Origin of the sequence: Pseudomonas sp. 30_B (assembly GCF_017491605.1) — a bacterium.
In the GTDB taxonomy this organism is placed as follows: Bacteria; Pseudomonadota; Gammaproteobacteria; order Pseudomonadales; family Pseudomonadaceae; genus Pseudomonas.
Genome location: NZ_JAFGYY010000008.1, coordinates 177,425 through 199,902, shown reverse-complemented (window position 1 = coordinate 199,902; position 22,478 = coordinate 177,425). Strand labels below are relative to the sequence as shown.

General features: G+C 64.3%; 20 protein-coding genes. 12 read left to right on the top strand and 8 right to left on the bottom strand.

Annotated elements, in window-relative coordinates:
• Nucleotides 1-52: 52 nt before the first annotated feature.
• The 5 genes from J5M67_RS11580 to J5M67_RS11560 all read right to left on the bottom strand — a co-directional run bounded on the left by J5M67_RS11580 (nt 53) and on the right by J5M67_RS11560 (nt 3,845).
• Nucleotides 53-460 (bottom strand): SufE family protein, encoded by a 408-nt coding sequence (locus J5M67_RS11580; protein WP_207885453.1) that lies wholly within the window; start codon nt 458-460, stop codon nt 53-55.
• Nucleotides 457-1,662 carry an aminotransferase class V-fold PLP-dependent enzyme gene (locus tag J5M67_RS11575; RefSeq protein ID WP_207885452.1) on the bottom strand — a complete coding sequence of 402 codons (1,206 nt, stop codon included), beginning with the start codon at nt 1,660-1,662 and terminating at the stop codon, nt 457-459. Before J5M67_RS11575 ends, J5M67_RS11580 begins: the two co-directional genes overlap by 4 nt.
• A 95-nt stretch (nt 1,663-1,757) precedes the next feature.
• Nucleotides 1,758-2,792, bottom strand: coding sequence for a 2,3,4,5-tetrahydropyridine-2,6-dicarboxylate N-succinyltransferase (gene dapD, locus J5M67_RS11570; protein ID WP_207885451.1), 1,035 nt, complete (start codon nt 2,790-2,792; stop codon nt 1,758-1,760).
• Nucleotides 2,793-2,835: 43 nt separating this feature from the next.
• Nucleotides 2,836-3,462, bottom strand: coding sequence for a LysE family translocator (locus J5M67_RS11565; RefSeq protein ID WP_207885450.1), 627 nt, complete (start codon nt 3,460-3,462; stop codon nt 2,836-2,838).
• Between the two features lie 11 nt (nt 3,463-3,473).
• A complete protein-coding gene (locus J5M67_RS11560; protein ID WP_207885449.1) occupies nt 3,474-3,845 on the bottom strand; it encodes an ArsC family reductase in 372 nt (123 codons plus the stop codon).
• 151 nt (nt 3,846-3,996) lie between these two features.
• Between J5M67_RS11560 and J5M67_RS11555 the strand changes: the two genes are divergently transcribed.
• Nucleotides 3,997-5,658 (top strand): Na+/H+ antiporter, encoded by a 1,662-nt coding sequence (locus tag J5M67_RS11555; RefSeq protein WP_207885448.1) that lies wholly within the window; start codon nt 3,997-3,999, stop codon nt 5,656-5,658.
• Between the two features lie 126 nt (nt 5,659-5,784).
• Here the strand turns inward: J5M67_RS11555 and dapC are convergent, their stop codons facing one another.
• The 3 genes from dapC to map form a co-directional block, all read right to left on the bottom strand.
• Nucleotides 5,785-6,981: a succinyldiaminopimelate transaminase gene (gene dapC, locus J5M67_RS11550; protein WP_207885447.1), complete on the bottom strand. Its 1,197-nt coding sequence runs from the start codon at nt 6,979-6,981 to the stop codon at nt 5,785-5,787.
• A 29-nt stretch (nt 6,982-7,010) separates the two neighbouring features.
• Entirely contained in the window at nt 7,011-9,710 is a 2,700-nt protein-coding gene (locus tag J5M67_RS11545; protein ID WP_207885446.1) for a [protein-PII] uridylyltransferase, read from the bottom strand.
• A gap of 271 nt (nt 9,711-9,981) precedes the next feature.
• Nucleotides 9,982-10,779 carry a type I methionyl aminopeptidase gene (gene map / locus J5M67_RS11540; protein WP_279381563.1) on the bottom strand — a complete coding sequence of 266 codons (798 nt, stop codon included), beginning with the start codon at nt 10,777-10,779 and terminating at the stop codon, nt 9,982-9,984.
• A 283-nt stretch (nt 10,780-11,062) separates the two neighbouring features.
• Here map and rpsB point away from each other — a divergent pair, with 283 nt between their 5' ends.
• From rpsB to lpxD, 11 genes are all read left to right on the top strand, one after another.
• Nucleotides 11,063-11,803 (top strand): 30S ribosomal protein S2, encoded by a 741-nt coding sequence (gene rpsB / locus J5M67_RS11535; protein WP_207885444.1) that lies wholly within the window; start codon nt 11,063-11,065, stop codon nt 11,801-11,803.
• A gap of 125 nt (nt 11,804-11,928) precedes the next feature.
• Nucleotides 11,929-12,798 (top strand): translation elongation factor Ts, encoded by an 870-nt coding sequence (gene tsf, locus J5M67_RS11530; protein ID WP_207885443.1) that lies wholly within the window; start codon nt 11,929-11,931, stop codon nt 12,796-12,798.
• A gap of 205 nt (nt 12,799-13,003) precedes the next feature.
• Nucleotides 13,004-13,741: a UMP kinase gene (gene pyrH, locus J5M67_RS11525; RefSeq protein ID WP_207885442.1), complete on the top strand. Its 738-nt coding sequence runs from the start codon at nt 13,004-13,006 to the stop codon at nt 13,739-13,741.
• Between the two features lies 1 nt (nt 13,742).
• A complete protein-coding gene (gene frr, locus J5M67_RS11520) occupies nt 13,743-14,300 on the top strand; it encodes a ribosome recycling factor (protein ID WP_207885441.1) in 558 nt (185 codons plus the stop codon).
• Nucleotides 14,301-14,316: 16 nt separating this feature from the next.
• Nucleotides 14,317-15,072: a polyprenyl diphosphate synthase gene (uppS, locus tag J5M67_RS11515; RefSeq protein WP_207885440.1), complete on the top strand. Its 756-nt coding sequence runs from the start codon at nt 14,317-14,319 to the stop codon at nt 15,070-15,072.
• Nucleotides 15,066-15,881 carry a phosphatidate cytidylyltransferase gene (locus J5M67_RS11510; protein ID WP_207885439.1) on the top strand — a complete coding sequence of 272 codons (816 nt, stop codon included), beginning with the start codon at nt 15,066-15,068 and terminating at the stop codon, nt 15,879-15,881. The genes uppS and J5M67_RS11510 overlap by 7 nt, the downstream gene beginning before the upstream one ends.
• Nucleotides 15,878-17,068: a 1-deoxy-D-xylulose-5-phosphate reductoisomerase gene (gene ispC / locus J5M67_RS11505; RefSeq protein WP_207885438.1), complete on the top strand. Its 1,191-nt coding sequence runs from the start codon at nt 15,878-15,880 to the stop codon at nt 17,066-17,068. Before J5M67_RS11510 ends, ispC begins: the two co-directional genes overlap by 4 nt.
• A gap of 16 nt (nt 17,069-17,084) precedes the next feature.
• The gene (gene rseP / locus J5M67_RS11500) at nt 17,085-18,437 is read left to right on the top strand and encodes a sigma E protease regulator RseP (protein ID WP_207885437.1); all 1,353 of its coding nucleotides are present in this window, start codon (nt 17,085-17,087) and stop codon (nt 18,435-18,437) included.
• A gap of 72 nt (nt 18,438-18,509) precedes the next feature.
• Nucleotides 18,510-20,864, top strand: a complete 2,355-nt coding sequence (gene bamA / locus J5M67_RS11495) for an outer membrane protein assembly factor BamA (RefSeq protein ID WP_207885436.1) — start codon at nt 18,510-18,512, stop codon at nt 20,862-20,864.
• A 48-nt stretch (nt 20,865-20,912) separates the two neighbouring features.
• A complete protein-coding gene (locus J5M67_RS11490) occupies nt 20,913-21,416 on the top strand; it encodes an OmpH family outer membrane protein (RefSeq protein WP_207885435.1) in 504 nt (167 codons plus the stop codon).
• Nucleotides 21,416-22,477, top strand: a complete 1,062-nt coding sequence (gene lpxD, locus J5M67_RS11485; RefSeq protein ID WP_207885434.1) for a UDP-3-O-(3-hydroxymyristoyl)glucosamine N-acyltransferase — start codon at nt 21,416-21,418, stop codon at nt 22,475-22,477. Before J5M67_RS11490 ends, lpxD begins: the two co-directional genes overlap by 1 nt.
• Nucleotide 22,478 lies beyond the last annotated feature (1 nt).

Below are 22,478 nucleotides of genomic sequence, written 5' to 3'. Positions count from 1 at the left end.
GCGATGCGGACCTATCGCGGACGGAGTCCGCTCCTACGCACAGGCATTCATATCAGCCGTTGGTCAGCTCCTGCATGCGCTTGAGCACGGCGTTCAACCCATTGCTGCGTGACGGCGACAGTTGCCGGCCCAGCCCCAGCTGTTCGAACCAGCCCGCCAGATCGACGGCGGACAGCTCGTCCGCCGGCAAACCCTCCACCCGCACCAGCAGCAACGCCAGCAGCCCGCGCAGCAGGCGCGCATCGCTGTAAGCGCGGAAGTGCCAATGACCGGCGCGCGAATCCGCCACCAGCCAGACATTGCTCTCGCAGCCCTGCACGCGCTGTTCGTCGCCAAGTTCGGCTTCGCTCAGTGGCTCCAGGCGTTCGCCCCACTGCATCAGCAGGCGGGCGCGTTGCTCCCAGCCCTGCAAGGCGGTGAAAGCCTGCAAGGCCTCGTTGGCGGCGGCGGGCAGGCTCATCGCAGCAGCTCCAGGGCGCTGTCCAGGGCGTGGAAGAAGCGCTCCAGATCGGCGCCGTCGTTGTACAGGCCGAGGGAGACACGCAGGGCGCCGGCGACATCCAGGGTCTTCATCAGCGGCATGGCGCAGTGGTGCCCGGCGCGCACGGCGATGCCCTGTTCAGTGAGCAGATGGCCCAGGTCCGAAACATGCACGCCCTCGACCACGAAACTGGCCAGCGCCACCTCCGGCTCGCCCAGTACGCGTACGCCGTCGCGGGCGCGCAAGCCGGCGAGCAGGCGGGCATGGAGGAAGTCCTCGTGGGCGCTGATTTCGGCGTTGTCCTGGCGGGCCAGCCATTCCAGGGTGGCGCCCAGGGCGATGACCGCGCCGATGGGCGGGGTGCCGGCTTCGAAGCCCATGGGCGCACCGTGGAACTGCGCGTCGAAGTAATCCGCTACGCGCACCATCTCGCCGCCGAACTGCCAGTGCGCCAGGCGCTCCAGGGCTTCCGGGCGGCCCCAGAGCAGGCCGAGGCCTTCCGGGCCGTAGAGCTTGTGGCTGGAACAGACGTAGAAGTCGCAACCCAGCGCCGACAGGTTGTGCCGGCCGTGGACCACGCCCTGTGCGCCGTCGACCACGGTCAGCGCGCCGTGCTGGCGTGCCATCTGCAGCAGCTCCGGCAGCGGTTGCCAGGTGCCGAGCACGTTGGACAACTGGCTGACGGCGAGCAGGCGCGTGCGCGGGCCGATCAGACCGGCAGCGCGTTCCAGATCGATATGTCCACTGCGGTCCAGCGGCAGGACCACCAGCTTCAGCCCGCGCCTGAGCGCCAACTGCTGCCAGGGCAGAAGGTTGGCATGGTGCTCCAGCGCGCTGACGACGATTTCGTCGCCGGCCTGGAGCTGGCTTTCCAGCCCGTAAGCCAGCAGGTTCAGCGCTTCGGTGGCGCCGCGGGTGAAGATGACCTGCGCCGGGCTGCCGCCGTTGAGCCAGTTGGCCGCCAGGCTGCGGGTCGCCTCGAAGGCTCGGGTGGCGCGCTCGCCGGGCAGGTGCTGGGCGCGGTGCACGTTGGCGGCGCCGCTGGCGTAGTAGCCGGCCAGTGCGTCGATCATGGCCTGGGGCTTCTGTGCAGTGGCGGCGCTGTCGAGGTAGGTCTGGCCTTCGGCCTCGAAGGCGGCGAGGGCCGGGAAGTCGGAACGCCAGGGCGAGGGAATGGACATGGACGTGTGGCCGGTTGCGGAAAATGGAAAACGGGGGCCGCAGCCCCCGTTTTTCAAGCTTAGTGCGAACCCCGCGCGAACGGGGACGCACCTGCTCAGTTGTGCGCGTGCAGCGCTTCGTTCAGCTCGATGGCGGTCTTGTTGGTCTTGCACTCGACCGCGCCGGTCTGGGAGTTGCGGCGGAACAGCAGGTCCGGCTGGCCGGCCAGGTCGCGGCCCTTGACCACTTTCACCAGATTGTTCTGGTCGTCCAGCACGGCGATCTTGGTACCGGCGGTGACGTACAGGCCGGCTTCGACGATGTTGCGGTCGCCCAGCGGGATGCCGATGCCGGCGTTGGCGCCGATCAGGCAGCCTTCGCCGACGCTGATGACGATGTTGCCGCCGCCGGACAGGGTACCCATGGTGGAGCAGCCGCCGCCGAGGTCCGAGCCCTTGCGTACGAAGACGCCCGCGGAGACGCGGCCTTCGATCATGCCCGGACCTTCGGTGCCGGCGTTGAAGTTGACGAAGCCTTCGTGCATCACGGTGGTGCCTTCACCGATGTAGGCGCCCAGGCGCACGCGGGCGGTATCGGCGATGCGCACGCCAGTCGGGACCACGTAGTCGGTCATCTTCGGGAATTTGTCCACCGAGAAGACGTCCAGCAGCTTGCCCTTCAGGCGCGCTTCCAGTTGCAGTTCGGCCAGCTCGGCCAGGTCGACGGCGCCCTGGTTGGTCCAGGCCACGTTCGGCAGCAGCGGGAAGATGCCGGTCAGGTTCAGGCCGTGGGGTTTGGCCAGACGGTGGGACAGCAGGTGCAGCTTGAGGTACGCCTCCGGGGTGGAGGTGGGAGCGGCGTCTTCGGCCAGCAGGGTGGCGACCAGCGGCTTCTGGCTTTCGGCCAGGCGGTTGAGCAGGGCGGCCTGGGTGGCGTCGACGGATTCCACGGCATCGGCCAGCTGATAGGCCTGGTGGGCGGTAAAGGCGATCGCCTGGTTGCCGCCTTCGTAGGCCAGCAGCGGAGCGACGGCGGCGAGCAGTTCGGCGCTGGGGTTGAGCAGCGGCTGCGCGTAGAAGACTTCCAGCCAGTTGCCCTGGCGGTTCTGGGTGCCGACACCGAAGGCCAGGCTGAACAGGGATTTCGACATGTGGGTGATTCCTTGAAAAGAGAGTCTCGAAGAACGGATTCGGTCAGGCCGGACGGCGGCTGAGCAGCAGGCCCAGCCCGGCGCTGCCCAGCAGCGCGGCACAACCACGGTTGAACAGGCGCCGGGCGCGTGCGCCGGCGAGCAGCTTGCCCAGGTGGACCCCGGCGAGCCCGTAAAGGGCGATGGCCAGCCATTCCAGCAGCAGGAAGGCGGCGCCCAGCTGGGCGAACTGAGCGCCCACGGCCTGGTTCGGATCGACGAACTGCGGCAGGAAGGCGGTGAAGATCAGGATTGCCTTGGGATTGCCGGCGGCGACCCAGAATTCCTGGCGCGTCAGGCGCCAGAGGCTGCTGGCAGGAACGGAGGCGGCGCTCGCCTGCAGATTGGCGGTAGGCGCACGCCAGAGTTGCACGGCCAGCCACAGCAGGTAGGCGGCGCCCACCAACTTGATCGCCAGGAACAGCCAGGCCGAGGTCTGCAGCACCAGCGCCAGGCCGGAGGCGGCCAGGGCCAGCATGCCGGCGAACGCCAGCAGGCGCCCGCCGCCGGCCAGCGTCGCGCGCAACAGGCCGAAGCGTGCGGCGTTGTTCAGCGACAGCAGGTTGTTCGGTCCCGGCGCCAGGTTCAGGGCGAAGCAGGCGGGGAGGAACAGGGCCCAGGCGATGCTCATGGCGGAAAGGCTCAGGCCAGCGCGGCGGCGTAGTTGTCGGGCTTGAAGCCGACCAGGGTACGGCCGCCCAGGTCGAGCACCGGGCGCTTGATCATCGACGGCTGGGCGACCATCAGTTCGATGGCCTTGGCCTGGTCGAGATCGGCTTTCTGCGCGTCGTCGAGCTTGCGGAAGGTGGTGCCGGCGCGGTTCAGGATGGTCTCCCAGCCGTGCTCATTGCACCATTGCTCCAGGTGCGCGCGGTCGATTCCGCTAGCCTTGTAGTCGTGGAAGGCGTAGTCGACGCCATGCTCGTCCAGCCAGGTGCGGGCTTTCTTCATGGTGTCGCAGGCCTTGATTCCATAGAGCGTCCGCTGACTCACGGGGCGCGTCTCCTCTTTCATGCTTTTCTTCAGGCGCGGGATTATGCCATTTCCCGCTGCCTTGGGGGATGCCGGTGGGAAACCGCTCGGCTGCAACAGATTGTTGTCGATCCTGTGGCTGATCCGCTGTTGCGCCGATGGTTCAATGGAGCACTGTGCCGGGGGTTCGTCCATGCAAACTGTCTACACCGTGCTGATCCTGTTGCTGACCGTGGGCGGTACGCGACTCGCCGCGCAATTGATCCCATTGCCGCTGCCATTGATCCAGATCGCCGCCGGTGCCGCGCTGGCCTGGCCGAGCCTGGGATTGCACGTAGCGCTCGATCCCGAGCTCTTCATGTTCCTGTTCATCCCGCCATTGCTGTTCGTCGACGGATGGCGCATGCCCAAGGGTGAGTTCTGGAAAATGCGCGGGCCGATCCTGGCGCTGGCGTTCGTCCTGGTGCTGATCACCGTGGTGGTCGGGGGTGCCTTCATCCACCTGTTGATTCCGCAGATCCCCTGGGCGGCGGCCTTCGCCCTGGCGGCGGTGCTGTCGCCCACCGATGCGCTGGCGGTCTCGGCCATCGCCCAGGATCGACTGCCCAGGCGCCTGATGCACGTCCTCCAGGGCGAGGCGCTGATGAATGACGCCTCGGGCCTGGTGGCCTTCAAGTTCGCCATCGCGGCGGCGATGACCGGCACCTTCTCGCTGGTGGATGCCAGCCTGTCGTTCCTGCTGGTGGCGGTGGGCGGCCTGGCCTGCGGGGTACTGCTGAGCTGGCTGCTCGGGCGCATCCGCGGCTGGATGATCCGCCGTGGCTGGGACGACCCGGCGACTCATGTGGTGCTGATGCTGCTGTTGCCGTTCGCTTCCTACATGGTCGCCGAGGAGGTGGGCGTCTCGGGCATCCTGGCTGCCGTGGCGGCGGGCATGATGCAGAGCTGGGTCGATCTGCTGCCGCGGCAGACCAACACCCGGCTGCTCAACCGCAGTGTGTGGTCGATGCTGGAGTTCGCCTTCAACGGCGTCGTGTTCCTGCTGCTCGGCCTGCAGTTGCCCGACATCCTCAAGTCGGTGGCGCACCATGCCGACGACATGCTCTGGCGTTCGTCGCTGCTGGCGTTCTATGTGCTGGCGGTCTTCGCCGCCTTGCTGGTGCTGCGCTTCGCCTGGGTCTGGTGTTACTGGAAGGTCTCAGTGCGCTTCGAGCGTTGGTGGGGCGTCGAGCTCGGTGGGCAACCGGGGGAACCGACCTTGCGGCTGTCGGCGATATCGGCGCTGGGGGGAGTGCGCGGGGCGGTGACCCTGGCGGGCGTGCTCTCGGTGCCGTTGCTGCTGGGGGATGGATCGGCCTTCCCGCAGCGTGACCTGATCATTTTCATTGCCGCCGGGGTGATCCTGATCTCCTTGCTGGCAGCAACCATCGGCCTGCCGATATTGCTGCGCGGCCTGCCGGTGGCCAGCAACGACCGGCGCGAACTCGAAGTGCAGCAGGTCTGGCGCAAGACCGCTGCAGCGGCGATTCGCATGCTGGAAAGCGAGGCGTTGCCGGCGAAGGAAGGCGCGGACGCCGAGGAAACCGCGAGGCTGGCGGAGGTGAAGGCGAAGCTGATGGCCGAGTACCGTCACGAGCTTGACCCGGCACCGGACAGCCTGGAAGCCCGTCAGCGCGCGCGGGCGCTTGAGCTGGCGGACCAGGCGCTGCGTATCAAGGCGCTACGTGCCCAGCGGCTGGAGCTGTACCGGATGCGCCATGAGCATGAGATCGACGACGAACTCCTGCGCGGCGTGCTGGGTGAGCTGGATAACCAGGAGGCGTGGGTCACCAGCAAGGCGGGGAGATGGGTGTAGGGCGTATAACGCTCCGCGTTATACGCCGTTTGACCTTGGTTTCAGCGCGCTCCGAACTCGGCCTCGGAGCCGGCAGAAAGTCGCGGTATATCGGCGTACAACCGCGAACGGTTGTACGCCCTACGGTCAGAGTCCTTGCACGTAACGCTTGATCCGCTCCGCCGCTTCCACGCATTCCGCCAGCGGGGCCACCAGCGCCATGCGCACGCGGTTGGCACCGGGATTCTCGCCGTTCACCTCGCGGGACAGGTAGGAGCCCGGCACCACGGTGACGTGCTGCTGGTCGAACAGGCCACGGCAGAACTCAGTGTCAGCCACCGGGGTCTTCGCCCACAGGTAGAAGCTGCCGTCCGGGCGCTGCACGTCGAGCACGCCGGCGAGGATGTCCAGCACGGCGTCGAACTTCTCGCGGTACATGTCGCGGTTGGCGCGCACGTGGTCCTCGTCCTTCCAGGCGGCGACGCTGGCCAGCTGGGTCTGCACCGGCATGGCGCAGCCGTGGTAGGTGCGGTACAGCAGGAATTTCTTCAGCACCTGCGCATCGCCGGCGACGAAGCCCGAGCGCAGGCCCGGCAGGTTGGAGCGCTTGGACAGGCTGTGGAACACCACGCAGCGCGCAAAGTCCGAGCGGCCCAGTTCGGCGCAGGCGGTCAGCAGGCCGGCCGGCGGGTTCTGCTCGTCGAAGTAGAGCTCGCTGTAGCACTCGTCGGCGGCGATCACGAAGTCGTGCTCATCGGCCAGGGCGATCAGCTTCTTCAGGGTCTCCAGCGGGACCAGGGCGCCAGTGGGGTTGCCGGGGGAGCAGAGGAACAGGATCTCACAGCGCGCCCACACGTCCGCCGGGACGGCGTCGAAGTCCGGGTTGAAGCCGTTGTCTTCCCGGCAGGGCAGGTAGTGCGGCTCGGCGCCGGCCAGCAGGGCCGCGCCTTCGTAGATCTGGTAGAACGGGTTCGGGCTGATCACCAGGCCCTTGGCGTTGCGGTCGACCACGGTCTGGGTGAAGGCGAACAGGGCTTCACGGGTGCCGTTCACCGGCAGTACGTGGCGCGCGGCGTCCAGCCAGCCGGCCGGCACCTTGAAGCGGCGCTCGCACCAGGCGGCGATGGCTTCACGCAGGGTGGGGATGCCCAGGGTGGTCGGGTAGACGGCCAGTTGGTCGAGGCTGTCGGCCAGTGCCTTGGCGACGAAGTCCGGCGAGCGGTGCTTGGGTTCGCCGATGGACAGCGCGATGGGCTTCAGGTCCGCCGGCGGCTGGGCGCCGGCCAGCAGGGCGCGGAGCTTCTCGAAGGGGTAGGGCTGGAGCGAGTCGAGGGCAGGATTCATGGGCAAGGCTCTTTCTTTCCAAATGCTGACTAGATGCTGATGCGCACCGGCATGGTCTGCTGGCCGCCGTCGGAGAGGATGTCGACCAGGGCGGTCTGGATGCGCTTGCACAGCTCCGGGTCGGAAAGCGGCTGGCTATTCGCATCGGTGACGAAGAACACGTCTTCCACGCGTTCGCCCAGGGTGGCGATCTTGGCGTTCTGCACCGACAGGTCGAAGTCCAGGAACAGCCCGCCGATGCGCGCCAGAAGGCCGGGGCGGTCCGGCGCAATGACTTCCAGCACGCTGACCTGGCGGGCCGCGTCGGTGGAGATGGTCACCTGCGGGGCGAAGGCGAAGTGCTTGAGCTGGCGCGGTACGCGGCGCTGGATGATGGTCGGGTACTCGTCCGGGTCCTTCAGTGCGTAGACCAGTCCTTCGCGAATTTCCGCAACACGGGCGGGATTGTCACCGATCGAGCCGCCATCGGCGTCGAGCACGATGTAGGTGTCGAGGGTGAACAGGCTGGTCGAGGTGATGATCCGTGCATCCTGGATGTTCAGGTTGAGCTGGTCCATCGCCGCCACGGTCACGGCGAAGAAATCATGCTGGTCGGCGGCGTAGATGAAGATCTGGGTGCCGCCTTCGAATTCGCGCTGGGCGGTTTCCTTGATCAGCACCAGCGGTGTGCCGTCGTCCGGGTGCTGGAGGATGGCTTCGGTGTGCCAGGCCACGTCGGCGGCCGTGTGGCGCAGGAAGTAGTCGTCGCCCAACTGGCTCCAGAGCTGCTCGGCGTCGTCCTGGTCGATGCCGCCGCGTACCAGGATGTCGATGGCCGCGCTCTGCGTCTGGCGGATCTGCTCCTCGCGGTCCACGGGGTTCTCCAGGCCGCGACGCAGCGCGCGCTTGGTCTCGGTATAGAGCTGGCGCAAAAGGCTTGCGCGCCAGGAGTTCCACAGCGTCGGGTTGGTGGCGTTGATGTCGGCCACGGTGAGCACGTAGAGGTAGTCCAGGTAGGTCTGGTTGCCCATCAGCTGGGCGAAGTCGTAGATCACCTGCGGGTCGGACAGGTCCTTGCGCTGGGCCGTGGTGGACATGATCAGGTGGTTCTGCACCAGCCAGGACACCAGGGCGGTGTCCCACGGCGGCAGTTGGTGGCGCTGGCAGAAGTGTTCGGCGTCCACCGCGCCCAGTTCGGAATGGTCGCCGCCACGGCCCTTGGCGATGTCGTGGTAGAGCCCTGCGATGTAGATCAGCTCGGGCTTGGGCAGGCGCTCCATGATCTTGCTGGCCAGCGGGTACTTCTCCGCCATGTCAGGGCGGCGCAGCTTGCGCAGGTGCTTGATCAGGTTGAGGGTATGAGCGTCCACCGTATAGATGTGGAACAGGTCGTGCTGCATCTGCCCGACGATCAGGCCGAACTCCGGTAGGTAGCGGCCGAGGATGCCGTAGCGGTTCATCCGCCGCAGGTTGCGGTGGATGCCTTCGCGGCACTTGAACAGCTCGATGAACAGGCTGGTGTTGCGAATGTCGTGGCGGAAGTCGTCGTCGATCAGGTGCCGGCTGTCGCGCAGCAGGCGGATGGTGTCGGCGCGCACGCCCTTGATCTCCGGGTGCTGGGCCAGCAGCACGAAGATTTCCAGCAGGGCGAAGGGGGTGCGCTTGAAGACGTTGGCGTGGGTGACTTCCAGGTAGCCGTCGCGCAGCTGGAAGCGGCTGTTGAGCGGGGTGATCTGGCCGTTCTCGCCGGCGCGCAGTATCACTTCCTCGAAGTGCTGCATGATCAGGTCGTTCAGCTCGGAAACGGCCATCACCACGCGGTAGTACTTCTGCATGAAGCGCTCGACCGCCAGCTTGGCGTCGTTGCCTTCGTAGTCCAGCAGGCCGGCGATGCGCCGCTGGTGGTCGAACAGCAGGCGGTCCTCGGCGCGGCCGGCGAGCATGTGCAGGGCGTAGCGGACCTTCCAGAGGAATTCCTGGCTTGAGGCGAGCACGCTGCATTCGCTTTCCACCAGGAAACCTTCACGCACCAGGGCGTGCAGGTTGAGACTGCCAAAGTGGCGGCGGGCGACCCAGAGCAGGGTCTGGATGTCGCGCAGGCCGCCGGGCGAACCCTTCACGTTGGGTTCGAGGTTGTATTCGGTGTCGTTGTACTTGGTGTGGCGGTGGATCTGTTCCTTGCGCTTGGCCAGGTAGAACTGCCCGCTCGGCCACATCTGCTGCGTATTGGTGGCTTCGAGCATTCGCTGGCGCAGGCGATCCGGGCCGGAGATGGTGCGGCATTCCATCAGGTTGGTGACCACGGTCAGGTCGGCGCGGGCTTCCTCGGCGCATTCGGCCACCGAGCGCACGCTCTGGCCGACTTCCAGGCCGATGTCCCAGAGCAGGGTGAGGAAGCCTTCGATGGGTTCGCGGAAGGTTTCCTGGTCCTCGCTGTCGAGCAGGATCAGCAGGTCGATGTCCGAATGCGGGTGCAGCTCGCCGCGCCCATAGCCGCCCACGGCAACCAGCGCGATAGCGGTGGCGTCGCCCCAGTTGAAGCGGTTCCAGGCCTGCTGCAGGATCTGGTCGACGAACCAGGCGCGGTCCTCGATCAGTCGGCGGATGTCGCGACCGCCGTTGAAGCGGGCGTCGAGCACCTCGTTGGCCTGGCGAATGGCCTTCTTGAACGCGGCAATAGGGCTGGACTTGAGGGCCAGTTCCGCCTGGAACTGCCCGCGGTCGAACAACTCGGGATCCACCTGCGGCATGGCGGCCTTCCTGATTCAGGGATTAGGGGAGGGCAGGGGCAAGATGTGCGACGGGCCTGGCGCGTGGCGCCGGGCCCGGACATGCCGGGCCGGGATTTCTATGTTCTACCCAGCCGTCGGCAAGAATGCAAACCGCGTTTCAAAATCTGCTGCGCGTCGGCATAACTGCGTTAAAAACAGGCTCGGAATGCTCATTTACAGCTCGTAAACTCCGCTTCCTCGCCTGTTTTTGCCTTGTTCTGCTCTAGCTCGCAAGATTTTGAACAGCCATTCAGGCCGAAGTGCGCGGGAAGCTTTCGTCGTTACGCAGGGTCAGGATCTCGTAGCCGTCGGCGGTGACCAGCACGGTGTGTTCCCACTGCGCGGACAGCTTGCGGTCCTTGGTGATGGCGGTCCAGCCATCGCCCAGCAGACGGGTTTCCGGGCGGCCCTGGTTGATCATCGGCTCGATGGTGAAGATCATGCCTTCCTTCAGTTCCATGCCGGTGCCGGCGCGGCCGTAGTGCAGGACCTGCGGCTCCTCGTGGAACACCTTGCCGATGCCGTGGCCGCAGTACTCGCGCACCACGGAGAAACCGTTCTTCTCGGCGTACTTCTGGATCACCTCGCCGATGTCGCCCAGGCGCGCGCCGGGTTTGACCACGGCGATGCCCTTGTACATGCATTCCTGGGTGATCTGGCACAGGCGATCAGCCCATTCCGGGGTCTTGCCGACCAGGAACATCTTGCTGGTGTCGCCGTGGTAGCCGTCCTTGATCACGGTGATATCGAGGTTGACGATATCGCCTTCCTTGAGCGGCTTGTCGTTGGGGATGCCGTGGCACACCACGTGGTTGATCGAGGTGCAGATGGACTTGGGGAAGCCCTTGTAGTTCAGCGGCGCCGGAATGGCCTTCTGCACGTTGACGATATAGTCGTGGCAGATGCGGTCCAGTTCGTCGGTGGTGATGCCGGGCTTGACGTGCTCGCCGATCATTTCCAGCACTTCGGCGGCCAGACGGCCGGCGACGCGCATTTTCTCGATGTCTTCGGGCGTCTTGATGGTAACGGTCATGCGACTTCTCTTCAGGCGCTGCGTAGGCGCGGGTGAATAAGAGGAATACGCAAGTCTATCAGACTTGGCACCCTTCTATATAAGGGCGAAACGGGGCGGCAGGGTGGTGCCGGATATCTGTTCGGGTTTCGCTGGGGCGGAGGTTGTGGTATAAAGCGCCCCGCTTCGAAGGCTACGGCCGTTTCGAGGCACTAACCCACACATGCATCGACACGATGGCCTGGGTGCCTTTCGACTGGTTCGGAGGGTTGGCCGTTGGGATGCATGGAGGCCTAACCCGACTTATCGAGGAACTATCATGTCCCAAGTCAACATGCGCGATATGCTGAAGGCCGGTGTGCACTTCGGCCACCAGACCCGTTACTGGAACCCGAAAATGGGCAAGTTCATTTTCGGCGCGCGTAACAAGATCCACATCATTAACCTCGAAAAAACCCTGCCGATGTTCAACGAGGCCCTGACCTTCGTTGAGCGCCTGGCCCAGGGCAAGAACAAGATCCTGTTCGTCGGCACCAAGCGTTCCGCCGGCAAGATCGTTCGCGAAGAAGCTGCCCGTTGCGGCATGCCGTACGTCGACCACCGTTGGCTGGGCGGCATGCTCACCAACTACAAGACCATCCGTCAGTCGATCAAGCGTCTGCGTGAGCTGGAAACCCAGGCTCAGGACGGCACCTTCGCCAAGCTGACCAAGAAAGAAGCTCTGATGCGCTCCCGTGATCTGGAAAAACTGGATCGCAGCCTGGGCGGCATCAAGGACATGGGCGGCCTGCCGGACGCTCTGTTCGTGATCGACGTCGACCACGAGCGCATTGCTATCACCGAAGCCAACAAGCTGGGCATCCCGGTCATCGGCATCGTCGATACCAACAGCAGCCCGGAAGGCGTTGACTATGTTATCCCGGGTAACGACGACGCCATCCGCGCCGTACAGCTGTACCTGGGCTCCATGGCCGAAGCCGTACTGCGTGGCAAGTCCGCCGGTGGCGTGACTGCTGACGAGTTCGTAGAAGAAGCGCCGGCCGACTCCGCCGAAGGCTGATTCCAGGACGTCCAGACGTCCTGCGGTGCGCGGAAAGGGGGCTAGGCCCCCTTTTTGCCACCCTGTAGATTCCGCCCGGGCATCCGGGCGATCTGGTTTTGAGAGCAACTCAAGAGGATTTCGAAATGGCAGAAATTACTGCAGCACTGGTCAAGGAACTGCGTGAGCGTACCGGCCAGGGCATGATGGAGTGCAAGAAGGCCCTGGTAGCCGCCGAAGGCGATATCGAGAAGGCCATCGACGACATGCGCGCCTCCGGCGCCATCAAGGCTGCCAAGAAGGCTGGCAACATCGCCGCCGAAGGCTCCATCGCCGTTAAAGTGGCTGACGACGCCAAGGCCGCCACCATCATCGAAGTCAACTCGCAGACCGACTTCCTGGCCCTGCAGGACGACTTCAAGGCCTTCGTGGCTGCCAGCCTGGACAAGGCTGTTGCCCAGAAGCTGACCGACGCCGCTCCGCTGATCGCGGAACAAGAGCCGGCCCGTGAAGCCCTGGTTGCCAAGTGTGGCGAAAACGTCAACATCCGTCGTCTGGCTCGCGCCGAAGGTGACGTGGTTGGCGCATACCTGCACGGCCACCGCATCGGCGTTCTGGTCACCCTGAAGGGCGGCAACGCTGACCTGGCTCGCGACATCGCCATGCACATCGCTGCCAGCAACCCGCAGTTCCTGGATCCGTCGCAGGTTTCCGAAGAAGCCGTTGCCAAAGAGAAGGAAATCTTCCTGGCTCTGAACGCCGACAAGATCGCCGGCAAGCCGGAGAATATCGTCGAGAACATGGTCAAAGGCCGTATCTCGAAGTTCCTGGCCGAGGCCAGCCTGGTCGAGCAAGCGTTCGTCAAGGATCCGGAAGTCAAGGTCGGTGACCTGGCCAAGAAAGCCGGCGCTGAAATCGTTTCCTTCATCCGTTATGAAGTAGGCGAAGGCATCGAGAAAGTCGAAGCTGACTTCGCTGCCGAGGTTGCTGCTCAAGTAGCCGCTTCCAAGCAGTAATAGACGGTCTCACGACTGTCGCCCCGCAAGAGGCTGCCCGCTAACGCGCGCGGCCTCTTTGCCAAACTGGGGAAGCCAAATGGGGCGGTTTCCACGGCGCAGGCCCGCACGGCGGGTTAACGGCGCCGTAAGCGTGGCGGGTCCATGCTTCCAAACCAAGGCGCCTTGGGCGCCAAGCATTCAATCGCCGCAGGAGAAACAGGTCATGGCTCAGCAGCTGAGCGCTCGTCAACCTCGCTATAAACGCATTCTTCTAAAACTGAGCGGCGAAGCCCTGATGGGGTCCGAGGAATTCGGTATCGACCCCAAGGTGCTCGATCGGATGGCCCTGGAAATCGGCCAGCTCGTGGGTATCGGTGTCCAGGTCGGCCTGGTCATCGGCGGTGGCAACCTGTTCCGTGGCGCGGCGCTGTCCGCTGCCGGCATGGACCGCGTCACCGGTGACCACATGGGCATGCTGGCCACCGTGATGAACGGCCTGGCCATGCGCGATGCGCTGGAGCGTTCCAACATCACCGCCATCGTCATGTCGGCCATTTCCATGGTCGGCGTCACCGATCATTACGACCGCCGCAAGGCCATGCGCCACCTGAACAGCGGCGAGGTCGTGATCTTCTCCGCCGGTACCGGCAACCCGTTCTTCACCACTGACTCTGCTGCCTGTCTGCGCGCCATTGAAATAGATGCTGACGTAGTGCTGAAGGCGACCAAGGTGGACGGCGTGTACACTGCCGACCCGTTCAAGGACCCGAATGCCGAGAAATTCGAACGCCTGACGTACGATGAAGTGCTCGATCGCAAGCTGGGTGTGATGGACCTGACCGCCATCTGCCTGTGCCGGGACCAGAAAATGCCGCTGCGCGTGTTCAACATGAACAAGCCCGGTGCGCTGCTGAATATTGTTGTAGGTGGTGCTGAAGGCACCCTGATCGAGGAGGATTGAGATGATCAACGAGATCAAGAAGGAAGCTCAGGATCGCATGGGCAAAACCCTGGAAGCCCTGGGTCATGCCTTCGCCAAGATTCGTACCGGCCGTGCTCACCCGAGCATCCTGGATAGCGTCATGGTGTCCTACTATGGTTCCGACACCCCGCTGCGTCAGGTCGCCAACATCACCGTGGAAGACTCCCGCACCCTGGCCCTGAGCGTGTTCGACAAGAGCATGATCCAGGCGGTCGAGAAGGCCATCATGACCTCCGACCTGGGGCTGAATCCGGCGACCGCCGGCACCACCATCCGCGTTCCGATGCCGGCTCTGACCGAGGAAACCCGCAAGGGCTTCACCAAGCAGGCTCGCGCCGAAGCGGAGCAGGCTCGCGTATCCGTGCGCAACATTCGCCGCGATGCCCTGGCCCAGCTCAAGGACCTGCAGAAAGAGAAGGAAATCAGCGAGGACGACGAGCGTCGCGCGGGTGACGATATCCAGAAGATCACCGACAAGTTCGTCGCCGAGATCGAAAAGGCCCTCGAGGCCAAGGAATCGGATCTGATGGCCGTCTGACGGCCGGGCTCTTGTCATGGAAAAGACCAAGCAGGTGACGCCCGTGCCGCGGCATGTGGCAATCATCATGGACGGAAACAACCGCTGGGCGAAAAAACGCCTGATGCCCGGTGTCGCCGGGCATAAAGCGGGTGTGGATGCCGTCCGCGCGGTGATCAAGACCTGCGCCGAGGCGGGGGTCGAAGTGCTGACCCTGTTCGCCTTCTCCAGCGAGAACTGGCAGCGCCCGGCCGACGAGGTCGGGGCGCTGATGGAGCTGTTCCTCATGGCGCTGCGCCGTGAGGTGCGCAAGCTCAGCGCCAATGGCATCCGCCTGCGTATCATCGGTGATCGCAGCCGTTTCGCTCCCGAGCTGCAAGCGGCAATGCGCGAGGCGGAAAGCCTGACGGCCAATGGCGCCACCATGTTGCTGCAGGTGGCGGCCAACTATGGCGGTCAGTGGGATATCACCCAGGCTGCCCAGCGCCTCGCCCGCGAAGTGCAGGCCGGTCACCTGGCGCCGGACGAAATCACCCCGGAGTTGATCCAGGGGTGTCTTTCCACGGGCGACCAGCCGATGCCCGACCTGTGCATCCGGACCGGCGGCGAGCATCGCATCAGCAACTTCCTTCTCTGGCAGCTGGCGTATGCCGAGCTGTATTTCTCCGATCTCTACTGGCCCGACTTCAAGCACGATGCCATGAAGGCCGCGCTGGTCGACTACGCCTCTCGCCAGCGTCGCTTCGGCAAGACCAGCGAGCAGGTCGAGGCCGAGGCTCCCCCGACATGTTGAAACAACGAATCATCACGGCGCTGATCCTGTTGCCGATCGCGCTGGGTGGTTTCTTCCTCCTCGATGGCGCGGCATTCTCGCTGTTCATCGGTTTGGTGGTCAGTGTCGGCGCCTGGGAATGGGCGCGTCTGGCTGGTTACAACGAACAGTCCGCCCGAATCGGCTATGCCGCCGTGGTGGCCGCGCTGATGTTCATCCTCTCCTGGCTGCCGCAACTGGCTGGAGCGGTGCTGGTGCTGGCGCTGCTCTGGTGGCTGCTGGCGACTGTCATGGTGCTGACCTATCCGGACAGCGCGTCGAGCTGGGGTGGCCGCTGGCGCCGCCTGCTGATCGGCTTGCTGATCCTGGCGCCGGCCTGGCAGGGGCTGGTGCTGCTCAAGCAGTGGCCGCTGGCCAATTGGCTGATCGTCGCCGTGATGGTGCTGGTGTGGGCGGCCGACGTTGGCGCCTATTTCTCCGGCAAGGCTTTCGGCAAGCGCAAGCTGGCGCCGAAGGTCAGCCCGGGCAAGAGCTGGGAAGGTTTCTTTGGCGGCTTGGCGCTAAGCCTGGCAATCACCGTCGGCGTGGCGATATACCGCGACTGGACGGTGCGCGAACTGCTGCTGGCGCTGCCGTGCGCTGCCATCGTGGTGGCGCTGTCGGTGGTGGGCGACCTGACCGAGAGCATGTTCAAGCGCCAGTCGGGTCTCAAGGACAGCAGCAATCTGCTGCCGGGACACGGTGGTGTACTCGATCGTATCGATAGCCTGACCGCGGCGATTCCGGTGTTCACCGCGCTGCTGTGGATCGTGGGCTGGGGGACGCCGTGAGCAGCCCGCAGTGGATCAGTGTGCTGGGTGCTACGGGGTCGATCGGCCTCAGTACCCTCGATGTCATCGCGCGTCATCCGGATCGTTACCGTGTCTTCGCCCTGAGTGGCTTCTCCCGGCTCGCCGAGTTGGAGGCGCTCTGTCTGCAGCATCGTCCGCGTTTTGCCGTGGTGCCGCAGGCTGACCAGGCCCGGCACCTGCAGGGTGGGTTGCTGGCAGCAGGGCTGGAAACGCGGGTGCTCGTGGGAGAGGCCGGGTTGTGCGAGATCGCCGGCCATCCTGAGGTGGACGCCGTCATGGCGGCCATTGTCGGTGCCGCCGGGTTGAAGCCCACGCTGGCTGCCGTCGAGGCTGGCAAGCGGGTGCTGCTGGCGAACAAGGAAGCGCTGGTAATGTCCGGCGCGCTGTTCATGGACGCCGTTCGCGCCAGTGGTTCGGTGCTGCTGCCGATCGACAGCGAACATAATGCGATTTTCCAGTGCATGCCCACGGACTACGCGCGCGGTCTCGGCGAAGTCGGGGTGCGTCGGATTCTGCTGACGGCCTCGGGCGGCCCTTTCCGCGAGACGCCCCTGGAAGTGCTGTCGGACGTATCCCCCGAGCAGGCCTGCGCCCATCCCAACTGGTCGATGGGACGGAAGATCTCCGTCGATTCCGCCAGCATGATGAACAAGGGACTGGAGCTGATCGAGGCCTGCTGGCTGTTCGATGCGTCACCCTCGAAGGTCGAGGTGGTGATTCATCCGCAGAGCGTCATTCATTCCCTGGTGGACTATGTGGATGGCTCGGTGCTCGCGCAGTTGGGCAACCCGGATATGCGTACGCCCATCGCCCACGCGCTGGCCTGGCCGCAGCGGATCGACTCCGGCGTCTCGCCGCTGGACCTGTTCGCCATTGCCCGGCTGGACTTCTGCCCGCCGGATGAGCGGCGCTTTCCCTGCCTGCGCCTGGCCCGACAAGCGGCCGAAGCCGGCGGCAGCGTCCCGGCGATGCTCAATGCGGCCAACGAAGTCGCGGTGGCGGCCTTCCTCGAGCGGCGCGTCCGCTTCACCGAGATCGCGGTTATCATCGAAGACGTACTGAACCGTCAGGCGCATACCCCGGTCGAATCCCTCGATGCGGTGCTCGCCGCCGACCGGCGCGCACGCGACGCCGCGCAGGCGTGGTTGCAGGAACGCGGGCGTTGACGCCCAGGAGGTAGCGATGAGCGCCCTATACATGATCGTCGGGCTGGTGGTCGCACTGGGTGTGCTGGTGACCTTCCACGAGTTCGGACACTTCTGGGTGGCGCGCCGCTGCGGCGTGAAAGTGCTGCGTTTTTCCGTAGGCTTCGGTACCCCGCTGGTGCGCTGGCATGATCGCCAGGGCACAGAATTCGTCGTGGCGGCCATTCCGCTGGGCGGCTACGTGAAAATGCTCGATGAGCGCGAGGGCGATGTCCCGCCGGAACTGCTCGACCAGGCCTTCAATCGCAAGTCGGTGTTCCAGCGTATCGCCATCGTTGCCGCCGGGCCTGTGGCGAACTTCCTTCTGGCGATCCTGTTCTTCTGGGTTCTGGCCATGCTGGGCAGCCAGCAGATCAAGCCCATCATCGGCTCCGTTGTCGCTGACAGCCCCGCGGCAATGGGCGGGCTGGCCGCGGGCCAGGAAGTGGTGGCGGTCGATGGCAAGGCCGTGGATGGCTGGAATGGCGTCAACCTGCAGCTGGTGCGCCGTCTTGGTGAAACCGGCGGGCTGAGCGTCTCCGTGCTCGAGTCGGGCTCCTCCGTGCCGGTCGAGCACCAGTTGCAGCTCAATGCCTGGCTGAAGAACGCCGATAATCCCGACCCCATCGCCGGGTTGGGGATTCAGCCCTGGCGCCCGGCCATTGCGCCGGTGCTGGCGGAGCTGGACGAGAAGGGGCCGGCCAAGGCTGCCGGGCTCAAGGTTGGCGACCGTCTGCTGAGTGTCGATGGGCAGTCGGTGGACGATTGGCAGCAGGTGGTGGACAAGGTTCGCGCCCGTCCCGAGGCGCGTGTCGTGCTGGGTGTCGAGCGTGACGGTCAGCGGCAGGAGATCGCGTTGACCCTGGCGGTAAAAGGCGAGGGCAAGGCGCGTACCGGATACCTGGGAGCGGGTGTCTCGGGTGGTCAATGGCCGGCGGACATGCTTCGCAAAATCAGCTACGGACCAGTGGACGCAGTGGGGCAAGCACTGTCTCGAACCTGGTCGATGAGCCTGCTAACTCTGGATTCTCTAAAGAAAATGGTGCTCGGACAGCTCTCGGTAAAAAACTTGAGCGGGCCGATAACCATTGCTAAAGTGGCGGGCGCTTCAGCCCAGTCGGGCGTGGGGGACTTTCTGCATTTCCTCGCCTATCTGAGCATCAGTTTGGGGGTTCTCAACCTATTGCCGATTCCCGTTCTCGACGGCGGGCATCTGCTGTTCTACGTGGTCGAGTGGGTGCGAGGTCGCCCACTGTCGGAGCGGGTCCAGGCGTGGGGGATGCAAATTGGCATCAGCCTGGTGGTCGGGGTGATGTTGCTGGCCCTGGTCAACGATCTGAGTCGACTGTAACCGCCATTGAATTCCGGATCTGCCGCCACCTGCGGCAGATTCTTTATTTGTCAGTTGGAATAAAAGGACTCCATGAAACGCTTTCTGCTAACCGCGGCCCTTTCCGCGCTGATGATCGCCCAGGTTCACGCCGAGTCCTTCACCGTCTCCGACATCCGGGTCAATGGTCTGCAGCGCGTTTCCGCCGGCAGCGTGTTCGCTGCACTGCCGCTGAACGTGGGGGAGCAGATCGACGACCGTCGCCTGGTCGAGGCGACTCGTTCCCTGTTCAAGACCGGTTTCTTCCAGGACATCCAGCTCAGCCGTGACGGCAATGTGCTGATCGTCAACGTGGTCGAGCGTCCGTCGATCTCCAGCATCGAGATCGAAGGCAACAAGGCGATCACCACCGAAGACCTGATGAAGGGCCTGAAGCAGTCGGGCCTCGCCGAAGGCGAAATCTTCCAGCGCGCGACCCTCGAAGGCGTGCGCAACGAACTGCAGCGCCAGTACGTGGCCCAGGGCCGCTACTCCGCCGAGATCGAGACCGAGGTGGTGCCGCAGCCGCGCAACCGCGTCGCCCTGAAGATCACCATCAACGAAGGCACCGTGGCGGCCATCGCCCACGTCAACGTGGTGGGCAATACCGTCTTCTCCGAGGAAGACCTGACCGACCTGTTCGAGCTGAAGACCACCAACTGGCTGTCCTTCTTCAAGAACGACGACAAGTATTCCCGCGAAAAACTCTCCGGTGACCTGGAGCGCCTGCGTTCCTACTACCTGGACCGTGGCTACATCCACATGGATATCGCCTCGACCCAGGTTTCCATCACCCCGGACAAGAAGCACGTCTACATCACCGTCAACGTCAACGAAGGCGAGAAGTACACCGTCAGCGACGTGAAGCTCTCCGGTGACCTGAAGGTGCCGGAAGACGAAATCAAGAAGCTGCTGCTGGTGAAGAAAGGCCAGGTCTTCTCGCGCAAGGTGATGACCACCACCTCCGACCTGATCACCCGCCGCCTGGGTAACGAGGGTTATACCTTCGCCAACGTCAACGGCGTTCCCGAGCCGAACGACGAGAACAAGACCGTCGCGATCACCTACGTGGTCGATCCGGGCAAGCGTGCCTACGTCAACCGCATCAACTTCCGTGGCAACACCAAGACCGAGGACGAAGTTCTCCGTCGCGAAATGCGCCAGATGGAAGGCGGCTGGGCGTCGACCTACCTGATCGACCAGTCCAAGCAGCGCCTGGAGCGCCTGGGCTACTTCAAGGAAGTCAACGTCGAGACCCCGGCCGTGCCCGGCACCGACGACCAGGTCGATGTGAACTACAGCGTGGAAGAGCAGCCGTCCGGCTCCATCACCGCGAGCATCGGCTTCGCCCAGAGCGCCGGCCTGATCCTCGGCGGCTCGATCAGCCAGAACAACTTCCTGGGTACCGGTAACAAGGTCAGCCTCGGCCTGACCAAGTCCGACTACCAGACCCGTTACAACTTCGGCTTCGTCGACCCCTACTGGACCGTCGACGGCGTGAGCCTGGGCTACAACGCCTTCTACCGCAAGACCGACTACAGCGACCTGGATGTCGACGTTTCCAGCTACTCCGTCAACAGCTATGGCGCCGGCGTCAGCATCGGCTACCCGATCAGCGAAACCTCGCGTCTGACCTACGGCCTGACCGCGCAGAAGGACGAGATCGACACCGGCATCTACACCGTCGACGAGATCTTCAACTTCATCCAGCAGGAAGGCGACAGCTTCACCAACTTCAAGGCGTCCGTCGGCTGGTCCGAATCGACCCTGAACAAGGGCGTGCTGGCCAACCGTGGTCACTCGCAGAGCCTGGTGCTGGAATCCACCGTTCCGGGTAGCGACCTGTCGTTCTACAAGCTCGACTACCGCGGCCAGATCTTCGCTCCGCTCACCGAGAACTACACCATGCGCTTCCACACCGAGCTCGGCTACGGTGATGGCTATGGTTCCACCGACCGCCTGCCGTTCTACGAGAACTACTATGCGGGTGGCTTCAACTCGGTGCGTGGCTTCAAGGACAGCACCCTCGGCCCGCGCAGTACGCCGAGCAAGGGCACCAACCCGGGCACCGAGTACGATCCGGACCAGGACCCGCAGGCCTTTGGTGGTAGCATCCTGATCACCGGCGGCGCCGAAGTCCTGTTCCCGCTGCCGTTCGTGAAGGATCAGCGTCAGCTGCGCAGCGTGGTGTTCTGGGACGTGGGTAACGTGTTCGATGCCGACTGCCCGACCTCCACCACCCAGGGTTGCGATGGCGTCAAGTTCAATGACATGGCCATGTCCGCCGGTGTGGGCCTGACCTGGATCACTGCGCTGGGCCCGCTGAGTTTCGCCCTGGCGACCCCGATCAAGAAGCCGGACAACGCCGAAACCCAGGTCTTCCAGTTCTCCCTGGGTCAGACCTTCTAATTGGCCGTATCGTTGTAAAGACAACCATGCTTTGTGCAGGAGTGCATTGTGCGTAAGTTGACCCAGTTCGTACTGATCACCGCAGCCCTTATGGCGAGCCCTGCGTTCGCCGACATGAAGATCGCGGTGCTCAACTATCAGATGGCACTCCTCGAGTCGGACGCGGCCAAGCAGTACGCCGTGGATGCGGAGAAGAAATTCGGTCCCCAGCTGAACAAGCTCAAGGCCCTGGAAAGCGACGCCAAAGCGCTGCAGGACAAGCTGGTCAGCGGTGGCAGCAAGATGTCCCAGTCCGAGCGTGAAAAGGCCGAGAACGACTTCAAGCAGAAGGCCCGTGACTTCCAGTTCCAGTCCAAGGAGCTGAACGAAGCCAAGGCCGTCGCCGACCGCGATATGCTCAAGAAGCTCAAGCCGAAGCTGGACCAGGCCGTCGAGGAAACCATCAAGAAAGGTGGCTATGACCTCGTGGTCGAGCGTGGTGCCGTGGTGGACGTGAAGCCGCAGTACGACATCACCCGTCAAGTCATCGAGCGCATGAACCAGCTGCGCTGATGATGACCGAGCTGTCCTTTACCCTCGCTGAACTGGCTGCGCAGCTCGATGCTGAGCTGCGTGGTGATCCCACTCAAGTCATTCGCGGCCTGGCAACCCTTCAGGAAGCCGGCGCGGACCAACTGAGCTTCCTGGCCAACCCGCAGTACCGCAAGTTCCTGCCTGAGAGCAAGGCGGGCGCTGTGTTGCTGACGGCGGCCGATGCCGAAGGTTTCGCCGGCAATGCGCTGGTGGTGGCCAACCCCTACCTGGCGTATGCCGGCCTTTCGCATCAGTTCGACCGCAAGCCCAAGGCGCCGGCCGGTATTCATCCCACTGCCGTGGTCGATGAAGGCGCCCAGGTCGATCCCAGCGCCAGTATCGGCCCTTATGCGGTGATCGAGGCGGGCGCGCAGATTGGTGCCGGCGTTACCGTCGGCGCCCATTGCTTCGTCGGCGCGCGCAGCGTGATCGGTGAAGGCGGTTGGCTGGCACCCAGAGTGACCCTTTACCACGACGTGCGCATCGGCAAGCGCGTGGTGATCCAGTCCGGCGCCGTGTTGGGAGGCGAGGGCTTCGGCTTCGCCAACCAGAAGGGCGTCTGGCAGAAGATTGCGCAGATTGGCGGCGTAACCCTGGGTGATGACGTCGAGATCGGCGCCAATACCACGATCGACCGCGGCGCACTGTCCGATACCCTGGTGGGTAATGGCGTGAAGCTGGACAACCAGATCATGATCGCCCACAACGTGCAGATCGGTGATCACACCGCGATGGCCGGCTGCTGCGGGATTTCCGGCAGCGCCAAGATCGGCAAGCATTGCATGCTCGCCGGTGGCGTCGGCCTGGTCGGCCACATCGAGATCTGCGACAACGTCTTCGTCACCGGTATGACAATGGTGACCCGTTCGATTACCGAGCCGGGTTCCTATTCGTCCGGTACTGCCATGCAGCCGGCCGGCGAATGGAAGAAGAGCGCTGCGCGTATTCGCCAGCTGGACGACATGGCCCGTCGTCTGCAGCAGCTGGAAAAGCGCGTGGCTGCCGTGACCCCGAGCGGCGACGATCCATCAGATGCGTGAT

Bases quoted from the DNA above. Each gene is read 5' to 3' on its own strand.
- J5M67_RS11565 (WP_207885450.1), bottom strand. From the start codon at position 3,462: ATGAGCATCGCCTGGGCCCTGTTCCTCCCCGCCTGCTTCGCCCTGAAC.
- pyrH (WP_207885442.1), top strand. From the start codon at position 13,004: ATGGCTCAGCAGCTGAGCGCTCGTCAACCTCGCTATAAACGCATTCTT.
- rpsB (WP_207885444.1), top strand. From the start codon at position 11,063: ATGTCCCAAGTCAACATGCGCGATATGCTGAAGGCCGGTGTGCACTTC.
- J5M67_RS11580 (WP_207885453.1), bottom strand. From the start codon at position 460: ATGAGCCTGCCCGCCGCCGCCAACGAGGCCTTGCAGGCTTTCACCGCC.
- J5M67_RS11575 (WP_207885452.1), bottom strand. From the start codon at position 1,662: ATGTCCATTCCCTCGCCCTGGCGTTCCGACTTCCCGGCCCTCGCCGCC.
- J5M67_RS11560 (WP_207885449.1), bottom strand. From the start codon at position 3,845: ATGAAAGAGGAGACGCGCCCCGTGAGTCAGCGGACGCTCTATGGAATC.
- frr (WP_207885441.1), top strand. From the start codon at position 13,743: ATGATCAACGAGATCAAGAAGGAAGCTCAGGATCGCATGGGCAAAACC.
- uppS (WP_207885440.1), top strand. From the start codon at position 14,317: ATGGAAAAGACCAAGCAGGTGACGCCCGTGCCGCGGCATGTGGCAATC.
- rseP (WP_207885437.1), top strand. From the start codon at position 17,085: ATGAGCGCCCTATACATGATCGTCGGGCTGGTGGTCGCACTGGGTGTG.
- dapC (WP_207885447.1), bottom strand. From the start codon at position 6,981: ATGAATCCTGCCCTCGACTCGCTCCAGCCCTACCCCTTCGAGAAGCTC.
- lpxD (WP_207885434.1), top strand. From the start codon at position 21,416: ATGATGACCGAGCTGTCCTTTACCCTCGCTGAACTGGCTGCGCAGCTC.
- J5M67_RS11555 (WP_207885448.1), top strand. From the start codon at position 3,997: ATGCAAACTGTCTACACCGTGCTGATCCTGTTGCTGACCGTGGGCGGT.
- tsf (WP_207885443.1), top strand. From the start codon at position 11,929: ATGGCAGAAATTACTGCAGCACTGGTCAAGGAACTGCGTGAGCGTACC.
- bamA (WP_207885436.1), top strand. From the start codon at position 18,510: ATGAAACGCTTTCTGCTAACCGCGGCCCTTTCCGCGCTGATGATCGCC.
- J5M67_RS11510 (WP_207885439.1), top strand. From the start codon at position 15,066: ATGTTGAAACAACGAATCATCACGGCGCTGATCCTGTTGCCGATCGCG.
- J5M67_RS11545 (WP_207885446.1), bottom strand. From the start codon at position 9,710: ATGCCGCAGGTGGATCCCGAGTTGTTCGACCGCGGGCAGTTCCAGGCG.
- dapD (WP_207885451.1), bottom strand. From the start codon at position 2,792: ATGTCGAAATCCCTGTTCAGCCTGGCCTTCGGTGTCGGCACCCAGAAC.